Annotated in this window: 18 protein-coding genes; 4 read left to right on the forward strand and 14 right to left on the reverse strand. The window is 70.3% G+C overall.

Annotated features, from left to right (window positions below; all coding sequences use genetic code 11):
* Positions 1-68 precede the first annotated feature (68 nt).
* Positions 69-1,382 carry an acetoin utilization protein AcuC gene (locus tag BOSE125_RS11175; RefSeq protein ID WP_159552560.1) on the reverse strand — a complete coding sequence of 438 codons (1,314 nt, stop codon included), beginning with the start codon at positions 1,380-1,382 and terminating at the stop codon, positions 69-71.
* A 273-nt stretch (positions 1,383-1,655) separates the two neighbouring features.
* Between BOSE125_RS11175 and BOSE125_RS11180 the strand changes: the two genes are divergently transcribed.
* Entirely contained in the window at positions 1,656-3,068 is a 1,413-nt protein-coding gene (locus BOSE125_RS11180; RefSeq protein ID WP_371300778.1) for a TrkH family potassium uptake protein, read from the forward strand.
* A complete protein-coding gene (locus BOSE125_RS11185; protein WP_159552564.1) occupies positions 3,061-3,732 on the forward strand; it encodes a TrkA family potassium uptake protein in 672 nt (223 codons plus the stop codon). The genes BOSE125_RS11180 and BOSE125_RS11185 overlap by 8 nt, the downstream gene beginning before the upstream one ends.
* 3 nt (positions 3,733-3,735) lie before the next feature.
* Here the strand turns inward: BOSE125_RS11185 and proC are convergent, their stop codons facing one another.
* From proC to BOSE125_RS11225, 8 genes are all read right to left on the reverse strand, one after another.
* Positions 3,736-4,563 (reverse strand): pyrroline-5-carboxylate reductase, encoded by an 828-nt coding sequence (proC, locus tag BOSE125_RS11190; RefSeq protein WP_159552566.1) that lies wholly within the window; start codon positions 4,561-4,563, stop codon positions 3,736-3,738.
* Positions 4,560-5,414, reverse strand: a complete 855-nt coding sequence (locus BOSE125_RS11195) for a sugar phosphate isomerase/epimerase (RefSeq protein ID WP_159552568.1) — start codon at positions 5,412-5,414, stop codon at positions 4,560-4,562. Before BOSE125_RS11195 ends, proC begins: the two co-directional genes overlap by 4 nt.
* The gene (locus BOSE125_RS11200) at positions 5,398-6,435 is read right to left on the reverse strand and encodes a Ppx/GppA family phosphatase (protein ID WP_159552570.1); all 1,038 of its coding nucleotides are present in this window, start codon (positions 6,433-6,435) and stop codon (positions 5,398-5,400) included. Before BOSE125_RS11200 ends, BOSE125_RS11195 begins: the two co-directional genes overlap by 17 nt.
* A gap of 21 nt (positions 6,436-6,456) precedes the next feature.
* The gene (topA, locus tag BOSE125_RS11205) at positions 6,457-9,315 is read right to left on the reverse strand and encodes a type I DNA topoisomerase (RefSeq protein ID WP_159552572.1); all 2,859 of its coding nucleotides are present in this window, start codon (positions 9,313-9,315) and stop codon (positions 6,457-6,459) included.
* Positions 9,316-9,474: 159 nt separating this feature from the next.
* On the reverse strand, positions 9,475-10,194 hold the full coding sequence (locus BOSE125_RS11210) for a helix-turn-helix transcriptional regulator (protein ID WP_159552574.1): 720 nt from the start codon (positions 10,192-10,194) through the stop codon (positions 9,475-9,477).
* Between the two features lie 45 nt (positions 10,195-10,239).
* A complete protein-coding gene (locus BOSE125_RS11215; RefSeq protein ID WP_236557929.1) occupies positions 10,240-12,132 on the reverse strand; it encodes a methyltransferase in 1,893 nt (630 codons plus the stop codon).
* Between the two features lie 53 nt (positions 12,133-12,185).
* A complete protein-coding gene (locus tag BOSE125_RS11220) occupies positions 12,186-12,851 on the reverse strand; it encodes a hypothetical protein (RefSeq protein WP_159552576.1) in 666 nt (221 codons plus the stop codon).
* Positions 12,848-13,735: a rhodanese-related sulfurtransferase gene (locus tag BOSE125_RS11225; RefSeq protein WP_159552578.1), complete on the reverse strand. Its 888-nt coding sequence runs from the start codon at positions 13,733-13,735 to the stop codon at positions 12,848-12,850. The genes BOSE125_RS11220 and BOSE125_RS11225 overlap by 4 nt, the downstream gene beginning before the upstream one ends.
* Positions 13,736-13,888: 153 nt before the next feature.
* Here BOSE125_RS11225 and BOSE125_RS11230 point away from each other — a divergent pair, with 153 nt between their 5' ends.
* Both BOSE125_RS11230 and BOSE125_RS11235 read left to right on the forward strand, forming a co-directional pair.
* The gene (locus tag BOSE125_RS11230) at positions 13,889-14,602 is read left to right on the forward strand and encodes a GNAT family N-acetyltransferase (RefSeq protein ID WP_159552580.1); all 714 of its coding nucleotides are present in this window, start codon (positions 13,889-13,891) and stop codon (positions 14,600-14,602) included.
* Entirely contained in the window at positions 14,603-17,140 is a 2,538-nt protein-coding gene (locus BOSE125_RS11235) for a DEAD/DEAH box helicase (RefSeq protein ID WP_371300594.1), read from the forward strand. It abuts the gene before it with no gap.
* Here BOSE125_RS11235 and BOSE125_RS11240 read toward each other — a convergent pair.
* From BOSE125_RS11240 to BOSE125_RS11260, 5 genes are all read right to left on the reverse strand, one after another.
* Entirely contained in the window at positions 17,065-17,439 is a 375-nt protein-coding gene (locus BOSE125_RS11240) for an Rv3654c family TadE-like protein (protein ID WP_159552582.1), read from the reverse strand. The two genes, BOSE125_RS11235 and BOSE125_RS11240, sit on opposite strands and share 76 nt — an antisense overlap.
* Positions 17,436-17,969 (reverse strand): TadE family protein, encoded by a 534-nt coding sequence (locus tag BOSE125_RS11245; RefSeq protein ID WP_236557930.1) that lies wholly within the window; start codon positions 17,967-17,969, stop codon positions 17,436-17,438. The genes BOSE125_RS11240 and BOSE125_RS11245 overlap by 4 nt, the downstream gene beginning before the upstream one ends.
* 164 nt (positions 17,970-18,133) lie before the next feature.
* Entirely contained in the window at positions 18,134-18,421 is a 288-nt protein-coding gene (locus BOSE125_RS11250; RefSeq protein ID WP_159552584.1) for a DUF4244 domain-containing protein, read from the reverse strand.
* A gap of 223 nt (positions 18,422-18,644) precedes the next feature.
* Complete coding sequence (locus tag BOSE125_RS11255) at positions 18,645-19,115, reverse strand: type II secretion system F family protein (protein WP_159552586.1); 471 nt, start codon at positions 19,113-19,115, stop codon at positions 18,645-18,647.
* Positions 19,112-19,678: a type II secretion system F family protein gene (locus BOSE125_RS11260; RefSeq protein ID WP_159552588.1), complete on the reverse strand. Its 567-nt coding sequence runs from the start codon at positions 19,676-19,678 to the stop codon at positions 19,112-19,114. The genes BOSE125_RS11255 and BOSE125_RS11260 overlap by 4 nt, the downstream gene beginning before the upstream one ends.
* Positions 19,679-19,759: the final 81 nt, after the last annotated feature.

A 19,759-nucleotide genomic window follows, 5' to 3' on the forward strand; every position in this document is an offset into this window, starting at 1 on the left:
GACATCATATCGAACACACGGTGCACTTGTGTCACCACAGGCACACCCACAGAGCATACAACGGCGTGTCAGTCGAACCAGGGATCCAGCCCATGATAGGGAAAGATCTCCTTCCGGGTCGCCATGATGGTCTGGTCGACGGGGTCTGAGGGATCGTAGCCGACCTCCCAGGAGCGCCACCAGACATCCACTCCGTCCGACATGGTGTCCGGGATCCCCGCCATCTCCTCACCCGGTCCCAGCCCGGCAGCCCGTGCGGCGTAGTCGCGCCAGGCCTGCGGGATGACCGTACTGGTCCGGAGCGGCTGTCCGGTGGCCGCGGCCACCAGATGCGTCCAGGTCCGCGGGACCACGGAGAAGGGACTGTAGCCGCCGCCCCCGGTGGCCAGCCATCGGTCCCCGGCGAAGTCGCGGGCCCAGTCGGAGGCGTCCAGTGCCAGCTGGCGCTGGCCCTCCACGGACATCCGCAGATTCGTCAGGGGATCCTCCCCGTGGCCGTCGCAACCATGCTGGGTGACCAGTACCTGCGGGTCGAAGGCACGGAGCAGCTGCGGGACCACGGCGTGCGCGGCCCGCAGGTAGCCCGCGTCACCGGTTCCCGGCGGGAGCGCCACATTGACGGCGGTGCCGAGCGCCTCGGGCCCGCCGGAGTCGTTCGCGAAGCCGCTCCCCGGGAACAGGGAGATGCCGGTCTCGTGGATGGAGATGGTCAGCACTCGCGGGTCGTTCCAGAAGATGGACTCGACGCCGTCACCGTGATGGGCGTCCAGATCCACATAGGCGACCCGCTGAGCTCCTCGATCGAGCAGCCGCTGGATGGCCGCGGCGCAGTCGTTGTAGATGCAGAATCCACTGGCCTTGCCACGGCCGGCGTGATGGAGCCCGCCGGCGAAGTTGACGGCGTGCAGGAACTCCCCCGTCCAGATGGCCTCGGCCGCCGCCACGGAGCCGCCCAGGATCCGGGCCGAGGCCTCGTGGATGTGGGGGAACACCGGATTGTCATCAGTGCCCAGCCCCCGTTCCAGGTCCTCGGCCACCTCACCCGTGCTGACGGCACGGACGGCACGGACGTACTCGGGATCGTGCACGGAGGCCAAGACCTCGTCAGAGGCCACCTCGGGCTTGATGAGTCCCACTCCGGGCCGATCGAGCACGCCGAGTGCCTGGGACAGCCGGTGAGTCAGGTCAAGGCGCACCGGCGCCATGGGGTGGGCGGTGCTGAACTTGTAGCCCAGCAGCGCCTCGTCCCAGACCACGGCCGTGGCCGTCGAGGGACGGCCGTCGGGCGCCGGGACGGGTGCGGCCACGGGGGCGGGATTGGACACGGCGCTCGGATCGATACCGGGTACGGTTCCGGACGCGTCGTTCGGTGTGTTGGTCATCACCACACAGACTATGCTTCCGGCGTCACCACCGGCAGGTGATGACGTCATGGACCGGATCTCACACCGGATGGTGGATGATGGGATCGTTCGTGACCAGGGACGGAACAGGCGGAACAGAAGGGACGTGATCACCGGCGCATGACCCGGCACCAGCGCATCCCCCGCCCTCGCTCCCTGCCCCGGCCCCAGACCCGCCGAAGGACCGGAGGCCGCATCCCGACGCCGTCGGGCGGCCGCGCGGCTCGCCCGCCCTCCGCCCTGAGCAGGGCCATGTCCCCCCGGGTCGGGCCCCCTGCCGGTGGTCCGGACCGCTCCGGGCTCCGCGAGGTGCTCGAGCGCCTCCGGCTGTTCGTCTCCACGGTGGCCGGAGCGTCACCGTCACGGGCCGCCCTGCTGGCCTTCGCCGTCGTGATCCTGGTGTTCACCGCCCTGCTGTCCCTGCCGTTCGCCTCGAGGTCGGGGCGCATCACCGCCTTCCACGACGCTCTGTTCGTGGCGACGTCCGCGGTCTCCGTCACGGGGTTGACACCGGTGAACACGGCGGAACACTGGAGCTTCGCCGGACAGCTGGTCATCCTCGTGGCCATGCAGATCGGCGGACTGGGGATCCTCTCCATGGCGGCACTGCTGACGCTGGCCGTGTCCAAGCGGCTGGGCGTGCGGTCCAAGCTGATCACACAGGAGGGCATGACCACCGGCAGGATCGGTGAGGTCGGGGCCCTGCTACGCGTGGTGGTCGGCACCACGTTCTTCTTCGAGGCGGTTCTGGCGGTGGTGCTCGTCCCCCGGTTCATGGTGCACACCGGTTCCTGGGGTGACGGCCTGTGGAACGGGATCTTCTACGCGATCTCCGCCTTCAACAACGCCGGCTTCACCCTCCACACGGACGGGCTCGAATCCTTCATGCACGACCCGTGGATCATCTGGACCCTCATGGCCGGGGTCTTCGCCGGTGCCCTGGGCTTCCCGGTGGTCATGGTGCTGATGCAGCAGCGCTGGCGGTGGTCCCGGTGGAACCTGCACACGAAGCTGACCGTCACCACCACCACCGCCCTGGTGCTCGGCGGAGCCCTGCTGATCGGGATCTTCGAGTGGTCCAACCAGGCCACGCTCGGCCAGTTCGGGGTGGCCGAGCGTCTCCAATACTCGTTGTTCGGCTCGGTGATGTCCCGGTCCGGGGGTTTCTCCGTCTATGACATCAACGAGCAGTCGCCGGAGACCCTGCTGCTGACGGACGCCCTGATGTTCGTGGGGGGCGGTTCGGCGTCCACTGCCGGCGGCATCAAGGTCACCACCCTGGCGGTGATGTTCCTGGCGATCGTGGCCGAGGCCCGCGGTGACCGGGAGGTCACCGCACACGGCCGCACCATCACCCCGGACTCGGTCCGCGTGGCCATCTCCGTCCTCGCCTTGGGCGCCACCCTCATCCTGGTCGGCACCATGGCCCTGGTGGCCATCAGCGACGAGTCCCTGCAGCGCCCCCTGTTCGAAGTGCTCAGCGCATTCGGCACCTGCGGGCTGACCACCGGACTGACGGCTGAGCTGCCGCCGGCAGGTAAGTACGTGCTGACGGTCCTGATGTTCGCCGGCCGTGTTGGTACGATCACCTTCGCGTCCGCGCTGGCCCTGCGTCAGCGCCGCATCCTGTTCCGGTACCCCGAGGAAAGGCCGATCATTGGCTGAGAACCGTCCGGATCCCCATGCCCCGGTGCTGCTGATCGGCCTGGGCCGCTTCGGTTCCGCCGTGGGCGAGCAGCTGGTGAACCAGGGCCGCGAGGTCATGGCGATCGAACGCGACGCAGCCCTGGTGCAGAAGTTCGCGGGCACGCTGACGCACGTGGTCGAGGCGGACGCCACCGACCTGCAGGCGTTGCGCCAGCTCGGCGCCCAGGAGTTCGCCACCGCCGTGGTGGGCGTGGGCACCTCGATCGAGTCCTCCGTGCTCATCACCGTGAACCTGGTGGATCTGGGCGTGGAGCACATCTGGGTCAAGGCCATCACCCCGGCCCACGGCAAGATCCTGCGCCGGATCGGCGCGCACCACGTGATCTTCCCGGAGCACGACGCCGGCGTTCGGGCCGCACATCTGGTGGGCGGGCGCATGCTGGACTTCATCGAATTCGACGACGACTTCGCGATCGTCAAGATGTACCCGCCGGCGGAGGCCGTGGGCTTCACCCTGGCCGAGTCGGACATCCGCGCCAAGTACGGGGTCACGATCGTGGGTGTGAAGACGCCAGGCGAGGACTTCACCTACGCGCAACCGGACACCAAGGTCGGGCCGCGGGACACGCTCATCGTGTCCGGGCACACCGACCTGCTGGAACGCTTCGCCTCCCGGCCCTGAGGGTCAGGACCCGTAGTCGCGGCTCATCTCCTGGCCGCGGGCGGCGGAGGCCTGCATGCCCCGGGCGATCAGGTCGGCGAGCCCGGAGTCCAGGAACGAGTTGACCGCGGCCTCCGTGGTGCCGTTGGGGCTGGTCACCGCCCGGCGCAGCGCCGCCGGGTCCACCTCCGGCTCCGCGAGCATCCGGCCGGCGCCGGCAACGGTGGCCCGGGCCAGGTCCTTCGCCAGGTCCTCGTCCAGGCCCATGCCCGCTCCGCCGGCTGCCATCAGCTCGGCCAGCAGGAAGGCATAGGCGGGCCCGGAACCAGAGACGGCGGCCACGGCGTCGAGCTGGGACTCCTCGACCTGGTATACCGAACCGGAGCCACGGAAGAGACCGGCGGCCAGGTCCACATGGTGCTCGGTCACGGCGGTCCCGCCGGCCAGCCCGACCACGCCCATGCCCACCGTCAGGGGCGTGTTCGGCATGGTCCGCACCACCGGCTGCCCCTCGGGCAGGTTCGCCTCCATCGCCGCCAGCGGGATCCCGGCGGCCACCGACACCACCACGGTGCCGGGGCGCAGGGCGCCGTCGATCTCCCGGCACAGGGCCAGGATGTCCTTCGGCTTGACCCCCAGGACCACGAGGTCCGCCCACGCGGCCGCGGTGCGGTTCGCCTCGGGATCGGACTCGGTGGCGGTCACGGTGATCCCGTAGCGCTCCTGGTTCTCCCGGGCCCGCTCAGCGGAGTGGCCGGTGGCGCGCACCGCGGCGGTGTCCGTTCCGGCCGCGAGCATCCCGGCCAGGATGGCGCCGTTCATGTTCCCGAGTCCGAGCAGGGCGATCTTCATGGAAGGGGGGACCTTTCGACGGTGTCTTGATCTTGATCCGGCCCGGAGGCGGAGCGGGCCGCCCCGGCGGTGAGGTGGTGGCGGGCGAACTCGAGTGAGTAGATCAGCATCTCCTCGCGCTCCCCGGCGTATTTCGTCTTGCGGGTGCCGACCTCCACGCACACGGCGCCGTCCCAGCCGGTTTCCCCGAGGTATTCGATGCACTCGGCCACGGGCTGATCCCCGTCACCGGGGAGCATGTGCTCGTCCTTGCCGTTGGCGGTGCCGTCCGTGAGGTGGACATGGCGCAGCCGGTCGCCGAGGGTGCGGAACGCGTCGAGCGAGTTCTCCTGGGCGATGGCGGCGTGGGAGAAGTCCCAGATGACGTAGTCGTAGTCCTCCGGCACCGGGTCCCAGTGCGGCAGGTACATCTTGGCCTCGCGGCCACCGGCGCGCCAGGGGTACATGTTCTCCACACAGATCAGCACTCCGGTGGCGTCCATGATCTGCCGGATGCCCTCGGCGAAGCCCGAGGCGTAGTTGCCCTGCCACCGGAACGGCGGGTGGGCCACCACCACCTCGGCTCCCACCTCACGGGCGAGGTCCGCGCTCTTGGCCAGCTTGTTCCAGGCCGAACCCCACACCTGCTGGGTGAACAGCAGCGTCGGGGCGTGGATCGAGTGGATCGGCATGCCGTGTTTCTCGGACAGCCGGTTCAGTTTCACGGGGTCCTGGGACCACGCGTTGTGCGTGACCATGACCTCCACCCCGTCATAGCCGAGGTCCTCGGCCATCGCGAACACGTCCTGCGTGCCCAACGGGAACACGGACGACGAGGACAGGGTCACCGGGATCTCAGCCGTTCCAGTCACTGGTCACCCCCACGGAGAAGCCAGGCAGCATCGGGTCCGGGTTGAGGTAGACGTTCCCGACGCCCGGGGTGGTCTCCCGTCCCAGGATGCCCTCTTGGACCAGGGCGTCCAGCCGGCGCATGATGAGTCCCTCGCGCAGGGCCCAGGGGCAGAGCTCCACCTGGGTGACGCCGAACGTGTCCATCGCCGCCTCCGCCACCATGCCGCCGGCGAGCATCTGGGCGGCCCTGATCTCGGATACCCCGGGCAGCCCGGCCCGTTCCTTGGCCGTCATCGCGGCCATCCGGTTGACCCACAGCGTGAGGTCCTCCAGCCGCAGGTGGCGTTTGACGAACGGTCCGGCGGCCAGGGGCGCCGCGCCGGTGATGCGGGCGAGGGAGCGGAACGTCTTCGAGGTGCCGGTCACCAGTACGGGCGCCGTCATCAGCGGGAATCCCTCGGCCGCCTCGGCAATGGTGGCCTTGATGTGTTTGCGCAGCTTCTTGGTGGACTTCGGCGTGGGCGGGTCCGCTGGCAGCCAGTCTCTGGTCAGCCGCCCGGCGCCGAGCGGGATGGACACGGCGTAGCTGGGCAGCTCATCCGTGCCGTAGGCGATCTCGAAGGATCCGCCGCCGATGTCGAAGTTCAGGATCGAGCCGACATCCCAGCCCTGCCAGCGGCGCACCGCGAAATACGTCATCGCGGCCTCCTGATCACCGGAGAGCTCGGTGAGGTGCACCGAGGTCTCCCGGGTGACCCGCTCCAGCACGGCCGCGCCGTTGCCGGATTCCCGGATGGCAGAGGTGCAGAACGCGATCATGTCCTCGGCACCGTTCGCCACGGCGAAGGCGACCGCCTCGCGGATGAAGGTCACCAGCGAATCCTGGCCGGATTCCTTGATGCGTCCGTCCTCGTCCTGGTGGTCGAGCAGGGACAGGGACCGTTTGTGGTCGGCGAACGCCGAGGGACGCGCGCCGGGGTGCGCGTCCACCAGCAACAGGTGGACGGTGTTCGAACCGATGTCCAGCACACCCAGGCGCATGGTGTCTGCCTTCTTCTTCCGCTACTTCTTGCCAGACTTGGCTGCACCGGACGTGGACTTCGAGCGAGCGGCCGGCTTGCGGGCCGGTTTCTTCGCCGGCCCCTTGGCACGCTTGTCCGCCAGCAGCTCGTAGGCCTGCTCGGCCGTCAGCGACTCCGGGTCCATGTCCCGCGGCACGGTGATGTTCGTCTCGCCGTCCGTGACATAGGGACCGAAGCGGCCGTCCTTGACCACCACCTTCTTGCCCGACGTCGGATCCTCGCCGAATTCGGCCAGCGGCGGCTTCGCTGCCCCGCGCCCGCGCTGCTTGGGCTGGGCGTAGATGGCCAGGGCCTCCTCCAACGTAATCGTGAAGATCTGATCCTCGGATTCGAGGGAACGCGAGTCCGTGCCCTTCTTCAGGTACGGACCGAAGCGGCCGTTCTGCACCGTGATGTCCACGCCCTCAGCGTCCTGGCCGAGCACGCGGGGCAGGCTCATCAGCTTCAGTGCGTCCTCGAGGGTGACGGTCTCGATGGACATCGACTTGAACAGGGAGCCGGTGCGCGGCTTCTCCTTGGCCGGTTTCTTCTTCGGCTTGGGCTTGCCGTTCTTGTAGTACTCGGTGGGCTGGGCCTCCATCCAGGCCGCCAGCTCCTCCTCGGTCATCTCGTGGATGACCTCGGTGACGTAGGGGCCGAAGCGGCCGTCCCGGGCCATGATGGTGCGCCCGGTCTCCGGGTCGGTCCCGAGTTCACGCTCGGACGGGCCGGCGGTCGCGAAGAGCTCCTCGGCCTTCTCTGCGGTCAGCTCGTCCGGGGGCAGGTCCTCGGGGACATTGGCGCGTTCCGGATCGGTACCCTCCGGGGAACCCGCCGGGACGTCCTTCTCCAGGTAGGGGCCGAACTTGCCCACCCGCAATGTGATGCCCTCGGCCACCGGGATGGAGTTCACGGCGCGGGCATCGATGTCACCGAGGTTGTCCACCACGGCCTTGAGGCCCTCGGCACTGGACTCGGCCCCGAAGTAGAAGTGCTGCAGCCAGGCCTCACGCTGAAGCTCGCCGGCGGCGATCCGGTCCAGGTCGTCCTCCATGCGGGCGGTGAAGTCGTAGTCGACGTATTTGCCGAAGTGCTCCTCGAGCAGCCGGATCACGCTGAAGGCCGTCCAGGACGGGACCAGGGCGCTGCCGCGCTTGGTGACATACCCACGGTCCATGATCGTGGAGATCGTCGGGGCGAAGGTCGAGGGACGGCCGATCTCCCGTTTCTCCAGCTCGGCCACGATCGAGGCCTCCGTGTACCGCGGCGGCGGGGAGGTCTCATGGCCGGAGGCGATGACGTCCTTCCCGGTGAGGGACTCGCCCGAGGCCACCTCGGGCAGGCGCTTGTCCTTGCCGTCCTTACCGTCGCCGCCGGTGCCGCCAGCGCCACCGGAGGCGCCCTCGGCGGGTTCGGAGCCGGCGTCGCGCCCCTCCTCGTATGCGGCGAGGAAACCGGGGAAGGTGATGACGGTGCCCGAGGCGCTGAATCCGGCGAGCTGGCCGGCCATCTCGCCCGAGGCGGCGGTCTCCAGCGCGGTGCCGGTGAGCCTGATAGTGGCGGTGTAGCCCTTGGCGTCGGCCATCTGGGAGGCGATGGTGCGCTTCCAGATCAGCTCGTAGAGGCGGAACTCGTCCCCCCGAAGGGCACCGGAGACCTGCCCGGGGGTGCGGAAGGAGTCACCGGCGGGGCGGATGGCCTCGTGGGCCTCCTGCGCCGAATCGTTCTTCGCCTTGTAGACCCGTTTGGCCTGCGGGATGGAGTCCGGGCCGTAGAGCTCGGTGGCCTGCCGGCGGGCCGCGGTGATGGCCTCGTCCGAGAGCATCACCGAGTCGGTACGCATATAGGTGATGTAGCCGTTCTCGTACAGCCGCTGCGCCACCTGCATGGTCACTCGCGAGGAGAACCGCAACTTGCGGGAGGCCTCCTGCTGGAGCGTGGAGGTGGTGAACGGGGCGGCCGGCCGGCGCGTGTAGGGCTTGTCCTCGACCGAGTCGACGGTGAAGGTGGCTCCCTGCAGCCCGGCGGCCAGTGCGGTGGCCGTGGACTCGGTGAGGGTGGCGACCTTGCCGGCGGCGGACTTCTTGAGCTGGCCGCGGTCGTCGAAGTCGCGTCCGGTGGCCACGCGCTGGCCGTCCACCGAGTTCAGTCGGGCGGTGAAGGACTCGCCGGCGCCCTTGCCCTCGTCGGCAGTGAAGGTGCCGTCCAGGTCCCAGTACGACGCCGGCACGAACGCCATGCGCTCGCGCTCGCGCTCGACGACGAGGCGAGTGGCGACGGACTGCACGCGGCCGGCGGACAGGCCCTGGCGGACCTTGCGCCACAGCACCGGGGAGATCTCGTAGCCGAAGAGCCTGTCGAGGATGCGCCGGGTCTCCTGGGCGTCCACCAGGTCCGCATCGATCTCGCGGACGTTCTCGAGACCGCGGGCGATGCCCTCCTTGGTGATCTCGGTGAAGGCCATCCGGTACACGGGGACCTTCGGCTTGAGCTCCTGCAGCAGGTGCCACGCGATGGCCTCGCCCTCGCGGTCGGCGTCCGTGGCGAGGTAGAGGGCGGAGGCGTCCTTGAGCAGCCGCTTGAGGTCGGCCACGCGCTTCCGCTTGTCCGGGTAGACCACGTAGTACGGGTCGAAGCCGTTGGTGGTGTCCACGGCGAACTTGCCGTAGGGGCCCTTCTTCATGTCCGCGGGTAGGTCCGACGGCTGCGGAAGATCCCGGATATGACCCGCCGATGCGTCCACCACCCATCCTTCGCCGAGGTACTTGGCGATGGACTTGGACTTGGCGGGGGACTCCACGATGACCAGCTTCGTTCCGTCACCGGAGGAGGTGGTCTTCTTGGACGTCTTCTCAGACACTCGGGCTCCTTTTCGTCGCCGGGCGGGGAACAGGTCCACTGGGCCCGGCTGGCCCAGTGGATGGCCGCCTGTGACTTCCAGGCGGACCGCCCGGTGCCCTACTAATGTAACGGCACCACGCCCTCGGTCCTCGACCGTCGGCGCGCCCCGGGCTCCCGATCAGGCGTGACCGGGGGTTTCCGGGGCCGAGTCTGCCAGAACGGAGACAAGGTAATACACGCGTTCGGCGTCCACCGAGCGCTCGGAGGCGGGATTGAGCTCCTCGAACTCGTCGATCAGCTCGGCGAGGCGGCGCTGGAACTCGGCGCGTTGCTCGGCGTTGACGAACACCATGCCGGTGGACAGCACCGGGGGCCGGCGCCGGCCGGGCTCGGGGACGCCGATGCCCCGTCCGTCCAGGGGCGCGTTGGCGTCCCGAGCGGTGGCCACGGCCTCCTCCGCCGCCTGGCGCAGGAGCTTGTCCTCGGACTCGCGGCGGGCCACCTCCTTCATGATCCGGTCCCGGAAGGTGTTCAGCTGGACGTCGATGAACGCCTGCTTGGACGCCGGGGTGTGGTTCAGGGAGTCGACGAGCAGCGAGTAGCCGGCCGCCTTCCAACGCCGCTCACGGCCGTCCCCCTCCGAGGGGGAGCGCTCCACGAAGCCGTATTTCTCCAGGGCTCGCAGATGGTAGCTCATGGCCGAGGGAGTCAGTCCGCACCGGGACGCCAGTTCGGTCGCGGTCCGGGTGGACTGCGAGGCGTAGAGCTCCTCCAGCGCCTCCAGCCGCGCCTCGTGGGCCAGGGCCCGGATGGCCTGGGGATCGGAGATGACCACCGGCCGTCGGGCGGCCGGCACCGTTCCGCTCCCGGGGGTCGGAGCGGTGTCTAGTTCAGTCATGGACCAAGATTCTAGGCAGTTCTTTCAGATTTAGCGTGTCCTCGTTCACATTCCGGACGGTATCGGTGCGGTAACGGTCAGGAATCCGTCCGTGAGCAACTCGGCCACGGCGGTCACCAGGGCCCGCTCCCCCGCCTCGTCCAGGTCCAGCAGTCCTGCCACCGCACCGGTCAGCTGCCCCACTGCGAACTCGCCGTCCGCGGCGGACAGGAACCCGGCGGTGGCGGTGTCCACGTGCGCCGTCCGCCGGAAACCGCCGCCCTGGCGCGCCAGGATGATCTCCGGGTGGTCGGAGCCGAAGCGCTGGTGGCGTTCCTCGGTGACATCGCCGGGGACCGTGACGTACAGCTCCCGCAGTGCGCTCAGGTCTCCGGTGTCTGCTGTGCCTGCCGTGTCTGCCGTGTCCGCTGTATCTCCGGCGACCAGGTCCCAGCGGTCCACCGCCTCTGCCCAGGCCGGCCCCAACGGCTGCTGCAGCTCGGACTCGAGGACCTCGGTGCGGATCCGGCCGGCCCGCGGTACGGCCGGGCGGCGCAACCACACGTACCCGAACCCGACGGCGGCCACGCCCCGTTCTCCGAAGTCCTCCAGGTAGCGCCGGTACCCCGCCGTGTACCTCGCGGTGTCGAACTGCTCGGAGGAGTCCTGTAACCAGGTCTCGGCGTAGCCGGCCGGGTCCAGGAGGTCACGCTGGATGAACCAGGCATCGACGCCGGAGGGCACCCAGGAGCGCGGGCGCACCTCCCAGCCGGGCAGTTGGGGGCTGGCGGCCCCGGCCACTCGGTCCGGTGCGCCCTCCCTGACGCTGCCCGTGGCGCTGTCCGGGAGTCCGTGGATCTCCCAGTTGCCGAGCATCTGCGCCATGCCGCCGGGCTCGAGGTGCTCCGGCAGAGTGGCGACGAGCTCAGCCAGCAACCGGTCCCCGGAGCGGCCGCCGTCCCGGTACGTGTTGATCCCGTCCTCGACCTCCCCGGTGAACCGGTCCGGCTCCGACCCCGAGCGTGGGGTGATGACGTACGGCGGGTTGGAGACGACCAGGTCGAAGCGGCGGCCGGCCACCGGCTCCAGCAGGTCCCCCTGCAGCAGGGTCACGCGCCCGCCGAGCGTGAGGGGGAAACCGCCGCGGGGACTCTGCGGTTGAGCGTCCCGCTCCTGCGCTTCTGTTAGGTCCAGGCCGAGCGCCTCGGCGTTGAGGGCCAGGTTGAAGGCCGTGAACTCGAGCGCCCGGTGGGAGAGGTCCGTGGCGGTGACGTGGTCGGCGTGGGCCAGCAAGTGCAGGGTCTGGATGCCGCAGCCTGTGCCGAGGTCCAGGGCCCGGGCCACGGGGCGACGGATCACATTGCCCGCCAGGGTCATCGACGCCCGGCCGATGCCGAGCACGTGCCAGGAAGGCAAGGTGGTCCGGGTCTGCAGGGCGGTCTGATCGCTGGCCACCCACACCTCCCCGAGGTCATCGGTCGAGTAGGGCGAGAGGTCTACCACCGGGTGAAAGGCCCCCTCCCGGATCCAGCCCAGGTTGATCTCAGCGGCACCGGCGGCCGTCAGCGTGGGCAGGGCGGCGTCCAGCACGGCGGTCGGCACCGAGTCGCCGAGCATCCAGCAGGAGACGGCGGCGGCGAGCGCGCGCTGGGAGCCGGGCGCGCCGGCGTCGTGCATCACCTGGGCGAGGCGGCGGCGAGCCGGTTCGGCCTGCTCACGCTCCAGCGCTGCGGCGGCCATGGCCCCCAGCAGATCCCCGACGGCGTCCGTGGTGTAGGGCAGGGCGCGCAGATCGGCGGCCAGATCGGCGACGGCGGCGATGGCGGCGGCGGACGAGGGGCCCCGATCCCACCGCGGCGGGTCGATCATCGCGTGGTTGAAGGGCTGCTCGATGCTGGGAGTACTGGCGGCGCTGGGAGTACTGGCGGTACTGGCGGTATTCGGACGCGGATCGGTCATGACTCCATTGTGGTGCGTGGCCGGCACCGCACCCGCATCGCCGCAGACCCGTCTCACGGTGCTGCCGCGAGGAGTCCCTGCCGGAGTTTCTCGACCTGACGGTCGAATGCCTCCACCACGGTGTCCGGGTCCACCAGGATGCCGCTGACCATGACGTGGTGATGGCCCACGGTCTCCACGGCGATGGTCACGCTGGCGTCCCCGAGCAACTCGTCTCCGCGGCTGTGTGCCACCACCCCGTCCCGGCCCCCAGGCAGGGGTGCCACGGTGACAGTGGCCTCGCCCTGGCGCAGTTCGGCACCCTCGCAGTCCCGGCCCACCGCGGTGTAGAGCGGGCCCGGCTCCGGCCCGTCGCCGTCCTCACGGGCGAACAGTGCGGCGGACATGACGGGAGGCAGATAGGCGTCTTCGTAGCCCTCCACCACGCTGACGGCCTCGGCCGCACTGGCGGTGGTCTCGAACGAGGCGGACTGCAGGGCCTGCAGCGCGTCGGCACAGGCGCCCTCAGCCTGGGAGGGGTCGTCGACGACGGTCGCGATCAGGCTCGGGTCGATCTGCTCCCCCGGGCCGCTGGCTCCCTCCAGCCCGTACTCGTCCATCTCCAGGAGCAGCGCCCGGAGCTGCTCTTCGGACTGGGGCGGAGTGTCCGCCGGGTCGGGTGCTCCGCAGCCGGTGAGCAGTAGCCCCGCGAGGACCACCCCGGCAGCCCCGCGTCTCACCGGCACACCGCGCAAATGCGGTCCGGGACGGCCAGAGTGCAGGCATCGCAGACGGTGTCCAGGGTCTGGCAGGACGGATCGGAGCAGTTCCTCAGCTCCGAGGTGGGACCCGCACAGAGGGTGCACTCGCCGATCGTCGCGGACTGGTCAGAGAACTGGACCCGCATGCGTTGGTCGAAGACGGCCAGGGATCCCTCCCACAGGCCGGAGTCGCCATAGGCCTCCCCATACTTCACGATCCCGCCGTCCAGTTGGTAGACCTCCCCGAAGCCGCGGTGGTGCATCAACGCCGTCAGCACCTCACAGCGGACCCCGCCCGTGCAGTAGGTGACCACGGGCTGGTCCTTGAGGTGGTCATAGACGCCCGAGTCCAGTTCGGAGATGAAGTCCCGGGTGGTGACGGTGTCCGGCACCACGGCCCCGGCGAATCGACCGATCTTGGCCTCCACGGCGTTGCGCCCGTCGAAGAACACCACGGGGGTCCCGGCGGACTCCTTCTCCTCCACCAGCCGGTGCAGGTCCTCGGGGGTCAGGTGCACGCCGGTGTCCTGCACGCCGTCCTCGGTCACGACGATCTCGTCCGGGGCGTCGAAGGCCACCAGCTCGGGCCGCACCTTGACAGACAACCGCGGGAAGTCCTCGGCCGAACCGTCGGACCACTTGACCTCCAGCCCGGCGAAGGGGCCGTAGGTCCGGGTGGTCTTGACGTATTGTTTCACCGCCGCCAAAGGTCCACCCACGGTGCCGTTGATCCCGTGCGGGGACACGATGATGCGCCCGGTCAACCCCCATCGCGAGGCCAAGGCATGCTGCCAGAGGCGCACGGCCTCCGGATCGGCCAACGGGGCGAAGCGGTAATACAGGGCGATCTTGGACTGGCTCACCGCATCAAGGGTAGTCCGGGACCTCGCACCCCACGAGGTGCGTCCGGAGACGGCATCGCTGACGGGGACCGCAGCATACCGGCACGTGACGATTTGACCTGGATCTTGATCCGACGGGTGCGGGCAGCCTGCGGCTCGGGCTAGTCTCGTCCCATGACTTCTGCCTTGAATGACGCGCTGGTCAGCACCTGGGTGACCGGTTGGTCCCGCTGCCGGAACTACGACGTGCAACATGACGGCGTGGTCCACGCATCCCTGCGCAGTGGTGTCCAGGCCGGTGACGGACAGGACTGGGAGTACGTCCTGGCCCACCCGGACGAGACCGCGCTCAAGGCGGTGTCCACCGAGGTCCAGAACCACCCCGGAAGGCTGCTGACCGTGGTCGGCCCGCCGCCCACCGTGCCGGCCGGTGTCCCCCTCAAGGCGCTCTCCACCGGAGAGAAGCTCATGGTGGTGAACATGGGAGGCCAGGACGTCGAGGCCCCCATCGTGCCCGAGGAGTTCGAGGCCACCGTGGAGCGCAAGGACCCGGACTGGTTCCTCGTGACCATCACCAGCACGGAGGAGCACCCCCAGGGTGAGGGCGCAGTGGCGGCCCGCGGCCGAGTGGCCGCCGTGGACGGATACGCCGTGTTCGACCGGATCTGGACCTCCCCCGAATTCCGCCGGCAGGGCCTCGGTTCGCTGGTGATGCGCTACCTCGCCTCGCTGGCCCTGGAGCACGACGTCGAGGAAGGCCTCCTCGTGGCCAGCGCTGATGGGCAGGCCCTCTACGGCCACCTCGGCTGGACCGAGCTCGCCGACGTCACCGTCTACGGCGCCCTGGAAGGCGACACCGGGAACCCGTCCCACTCGGACGCCGGCTGAGTGGACCCCCGCGGGGCACACCCCCGGAACGGCACCGGAGACGGGCCTGGAGACGCGCCCGAGCAGCCAGCCGGTGGACCGCGCACGGATGACCCCCGGGACGCCGAGGCCCTGAGCCGGACTCTCGGCCGCCGTTCCATCCCGCCGCAACTGCTCCATGTCCGGCACCTGCCCGAACGGCAGGCCATCACGGTGCCCTGGCCGGCGGGCACTCCGGATGGTCTCATCCACGCCCTCGGTGGCTCCGGGGCCCTGAACCCCTGGAAGCACCAGGCCGAGGCGGCCGGCCTCGCGGCCGCCGGGACCAATGTGGTGTTGGCGACGGGGACGGCGTCGGGCAAGTCCCTCGCCTACCAACTCGCCGCCGGCACCGCCTTGCACGACGATCCCACCGGGACCGTGCTCTACCTGTCCCCCACGAAGGCGCTCGCGGCCGACCAACTCAGCGCCTGGCGCGCCCTGGCCCGGGACGGCGCCACCTGGCTGCGGCCGGCCCCCTATGACGGGGACACGGACATCGCCGACCGCAAGTGGGCTCGCGAACACGCGAATGTGTTGCTGACGAACCCGGACATGCTGCACGTCGGAATCCTGCCGCACCACGAACGCTGGTCCCGGTTCTTCCGGCGGCTGCGCTTCGTGGTGGTGGACGAGGCCCACGTGTACCGGGGGGTCTTCGGCTCCCACGTGGCCGTGCTGCTGCGCCGGCTGGCCCGCGTCTGCGCGCATTATCGGTCTGGACGGCGTGACGGGGCCGAGATCCCGGGCACATCGGGCCCGGTGTTCATCGGGGCCTCGGCCACCAGTGCGGACCCCGCCGGGTCCTTCTCGCGCCTGATCGGGGCGGACGCGGTGGCCGTGACCGAGGACGCCTCCCCACACGGTGCCGTCACGGTCGGCTTCTGGGAACCGGAGCTCACGGACCGGCGCGGCGAGAACGGAGCACCCGTGCGCCGTTCCGCCACGGCCGAGGGCGCCGGGATGATGGCCGACCTGGCCGTCACCGGCACCCGGACGATTGCCTTCATCCGCTCCCGCCGCGGAGCCGAGGCGATGGCCTCCGCCGCCAAACGTGAGCTCGCCGAGGTGGACCCCTCCTTGCCACCCCGAGTGGCGGCCTACCGGGCCGGATACCTGCCCGAGGAGCGCCGCGAGGTGGAGACGGCTCTGCGTACCGGCCGGTTGCTGGGCGTCGCCTCCACGCCGGCGCTGGAGCTCGGCATCGACATCGCCGGACTCGACGCCGTACTGGTGGCCGGCTGGCCGGGCACCCGCGCGTCGTTCTTCCAGCAGGTGGGACGCGCCGGGCGATCGGGGCAGGAATCGGTGGCGCTCTACGTGGCCGGGGATGATCCCCTGGACACCTACGTGGTCCACCATCCGGAGGCCGTCTTCGAACTGGCCGTGGAGGACTCGGTCACGGACCCGACCAACCCGCACATCCTCGCCCCACACCTGTGCGCCGCGGCCGCCGAGTTTCCCCTGGTCCCGGACGGGCTCGGTGACTTCGGGGACCCGGACGAGGTCCGTGGACTGGTGGAACAGCTCGTCGAGGAGGGCTACCTGAGGCGCCGTCCGGCCGGCTGGTTCTGGACGCATCCCGAACATGCCGCCGGGTTGGTGTCCCTGCGGGACGACGGCGGCGGACCGGTGGACATCATCGACACCGAGACCGGCGCCCTGCTGGGCTCCATGGGTTCCCCGCAGACCCACTACCAGGCCCACCCCGGTGCCGTGTACGTCCACCAGGACCGGACATACCTGGTGGAGGACCTCGACGAGGACGCCCACGCCGTCCTGGTCACGCGGGCCTGGCCGGACTTCTTCACGCAGGCCCGTGACATCACCGAGATCGAGATCCTGGACACCGTCCACCGCGTGGACGCGGGAGACCTGCAATGGTGCACGGGACCGGTGAAGGTCACCACCCAGGTGGTGTCCTACCAGCGCAAGGCCCTGGTCTCCGGCGAGGTCCTCGGCGAGGAGCCCCTGGAGTTGCCCGCCCGGGACCTCTTCACCACGGCCGTCTGGTTCCACTGCCCCTCGGAGGTGCTCGTGGCCGCCGGACTGACGATGGACCGGCTGCCCGGGTCCCTGCACGCGGCCGAACACGCGATGATCGGGCTGTTGCCCATCGTGGCCTCGAACGACCGCTGGGACATCGGCGGGGTGTCCATGGCCCTGCACCCGGACACCGGCCAGCCCTCCGTGTTCGTCTACGACGGTCACCCGGGCGGTGCCGGCTTCGCCGAGCGGGGCTTCGCGGAGGCGGCGACCTGGCTGCAGGCCACACTGGACACGGTGCTCTCCTGCAGTTGCTCCTCGGGCTGCCCGTCCTGTGTGCAGTCCCCGAAGTGCGGCAACCGCAACAACCCGCTGGACAAGGACGGGGCCGCAACCCTGCTGACGTTCGTGTTGCAGGGCGTCCGGATCGCCGAGGCACGGTCGCTGCGGGCGGCCGCTCACCGCGGCACCGTTGACGCCGGCGGTCCGGCCCGGGCCACCCCTTCGGAGGGCCACGGCAGCGGCGACTCATAACGGGTGCGCACCAGCACGGTGCCGTCTGAGGCGGCAGCGCACTCGATGACCGTGGCCCCGTGACGATCAGCCGTCTGGGCAGCCAGGGCGCAGGGCTCGGCCAGCGCCAGTCCACGGGCGGCGTCGGCAGCGGCGAGTGCGGCGAGGTCCGCGGCTCCGGAGGCTCGTGCCGCCGCCGTGGCCGCGGTGCCCAACGCCGCGGTGGCCCCCAGCAGCGCCAGGGTCAGGAACACCGTGGCCAACACGGTGACACTGCCGGCGCCCTGATCGCCTGGCCGGCGTGTGCTCGTCCGGTTCATGGTGCGCCCGTGGGAGGCACGGCCCACTGGTCCGGCGCGTGGGCCGTGGCCTCCAGTTCCCACCCGTCCCACCACGCCAGGGGCCCTGGAGGGGCGTGGGCCACGGTCACGGCGACCCAGCCAGTGCTCCTGCCGCTGCTGAGTTCCGTGGCCTCACCGGCCATGCGCCGAGCGGTGGAGAGGACGTCGGCCTCGCTCTCTCCCCGGGCCAGCTCGCGGACCGAGGCCGCTGCGGCTTCCTCCAGCCGGACCTGCTGCAGGGTCGCGGCACCGGCGAGCAGGGCGCCCACCAATACCAGGGCCGCGGCCGGCAGCATGACCGCGTATTCCGCGGTGACCGATCCCCGTTCGGTACCGGTGGCACCGGCGGGCCCGGAGGGGCGCTCGGACCGCAGGGCGTGCTTGGAGCGCAGGGGACGGCCGGAATCGGCAGGAGGGCCGAGAGGGCCAGGAGGGTCAGGATCGGCGGAACGGCCGCGCCCCGTGGATCCGGTCAAGGGTGGATGTTCGGTCAGAGGGCGGCGGTCCATGGCTTCCTCGAGTCTTCGGGTGTCGCCCGGGCAGGACGGGTGCTGTGCGGATGGGTGGCAGGATTCGGCCGTAGCCGGCCATGCCTGATCGGCCGGGATCTGCAACGGGTACCGGGCCCCGCCGGGAGGGGTAGCGGCGGGGCCCGGGGGCCGGTCGAGGGTTCTCAGCCGAAGCTGAGGGCGTTCTTGACGATGTCCAGCAGCAGTCCCTGCACGTCGGTCCCCGCGAGGACGACGGCCAGGACACCGGCAAACCCGACGGCGGCGAGCGTGACGATGCCGTACTCGGCGGTCTGCGCACCGGTCTCATCACCCCAGTCAGGGGTCGAGGCCGGGCGGCCCTGCACGGGGCGGGCGGAGTCGGCGGTAAAGGCGGTGCTGACGGTAGCAGGCCGGCTGACTCCGCTGGCCGTGCGCTGGGCGTGGTGTTCGTGCTGCAGTGTGGCGGTCATGGTGTCTCCTCTGGTGTGATGGCGGCCGGTATGGTCGCCTGTTTCCAGCCTGCGTCGGTGTTCTCCCCCGTGGGGTGCGGAGGCTCGCAGATCTGGATGGCTGGGGCATTTCGGACCGGTGTGGAGGACTGCGCCGGGTTCCCGACGGTGCTCCCGCCTCCCCCAAATGAACTCGCGCATGCAGGCAACAGGGCGGGTGTCAGGGCAGACATCAGGACGGATGTCAGGGCAGCAGGGCCAGGACGAGAGGGACCACACCCAGGCAGAGGAACGAGGGCAACTGGCAGAGCCCCAAGGGCAGGACCAACCGGGTGCCCAGTTCCGCGGCCCGTTGTTCGGCCCGGCGTTTCCGGTGGCGGCGGAGCGTCGATGCCGTGGACCGCAGCAGGGCAGCCGTGGGTGCTCCGGTGAGGTGGGCGAAGCGGAGTTCACCGGCCAGCTCCTGCAGGTCAGGGTCGCTGGCTTCAGGCTCATGGGCCGACCAGGCATCATCCCAGTCGACACCGGTCCGCAGCAGGGCGGCCACCCGCCGGACCGGCGCCGCCCCGGGAACATGGGTGCCCAGCAGGTCGAGACCGGAGACGAGACTCTGCCCCGTCTCCAGCAGTCCCGCCACCAGGTCCATCGCCAAGGCGGCGTCCAGGGTGTCCGGTGCTGCCGAGGCACCGGGCCGGACGGGCGTGCTCGTGGTCATGTGGTCTCCTCCGACCGGCGGATCAGCGCGCGGGTCCAGAGATGGCCGATCACAGCCAGTCCCACCCCGGTGCCGATCACGAGCCAGCCGAGTGGGCCGGCCAGCAACTCGGTGGGCGGCCCCCCGACCAGGGCCGTCATCGCGATCCCGGCGAGGGGCAGGAAGCCCAACAGCTGTGCCGTGGAGCGCGGGCCGGCGGCGGCCGAGTCCCGCGCCTGCTGCGCGTCCTGGCCCTCCTCCAGGGCGTCGGCCAGACGCTCGAGCAGCCCGGCCAGCGGAATCCCGGCGTGGTGGGAGACCGCCAGGCATCCATCCAGCTGGCGCCAGTGACGGCCCTGCCCCGGTGCCTCCACGGCGGCGAACGGCTCGCCGCCGAGCATGATCTCCAGGTCAGCCGCGACGAGAACGTGGTGCAGGCAGCATCCCGCCCGACTGGCGGGCCCCCGTGGCCCGCCTGACCCGTCTGGTCCGCCCGGGCACGGTTCGTAGAGCCCCGAGAGTTCCATCCAGACGCCCTCCGGACGACGGCCGGCCTGCAACAGGGCGGACGCCCGGCGGAGCAAGGCGACAAATTCCTCGGTCTCGCGCTCACGCCGTCGCCGCACCTGCCCCGGGAGCCACCGCAGCCACCGCGACCACCGCCG

It is taken from the genome of Citricoccus sp. K5 (assembly GCF_902506195.1).
Taxonomy (GTDB): Bacteria; Actinomycetota; Actinomycetes; order Actinomycetales; family Micrococcaceae; genus Citricoccus.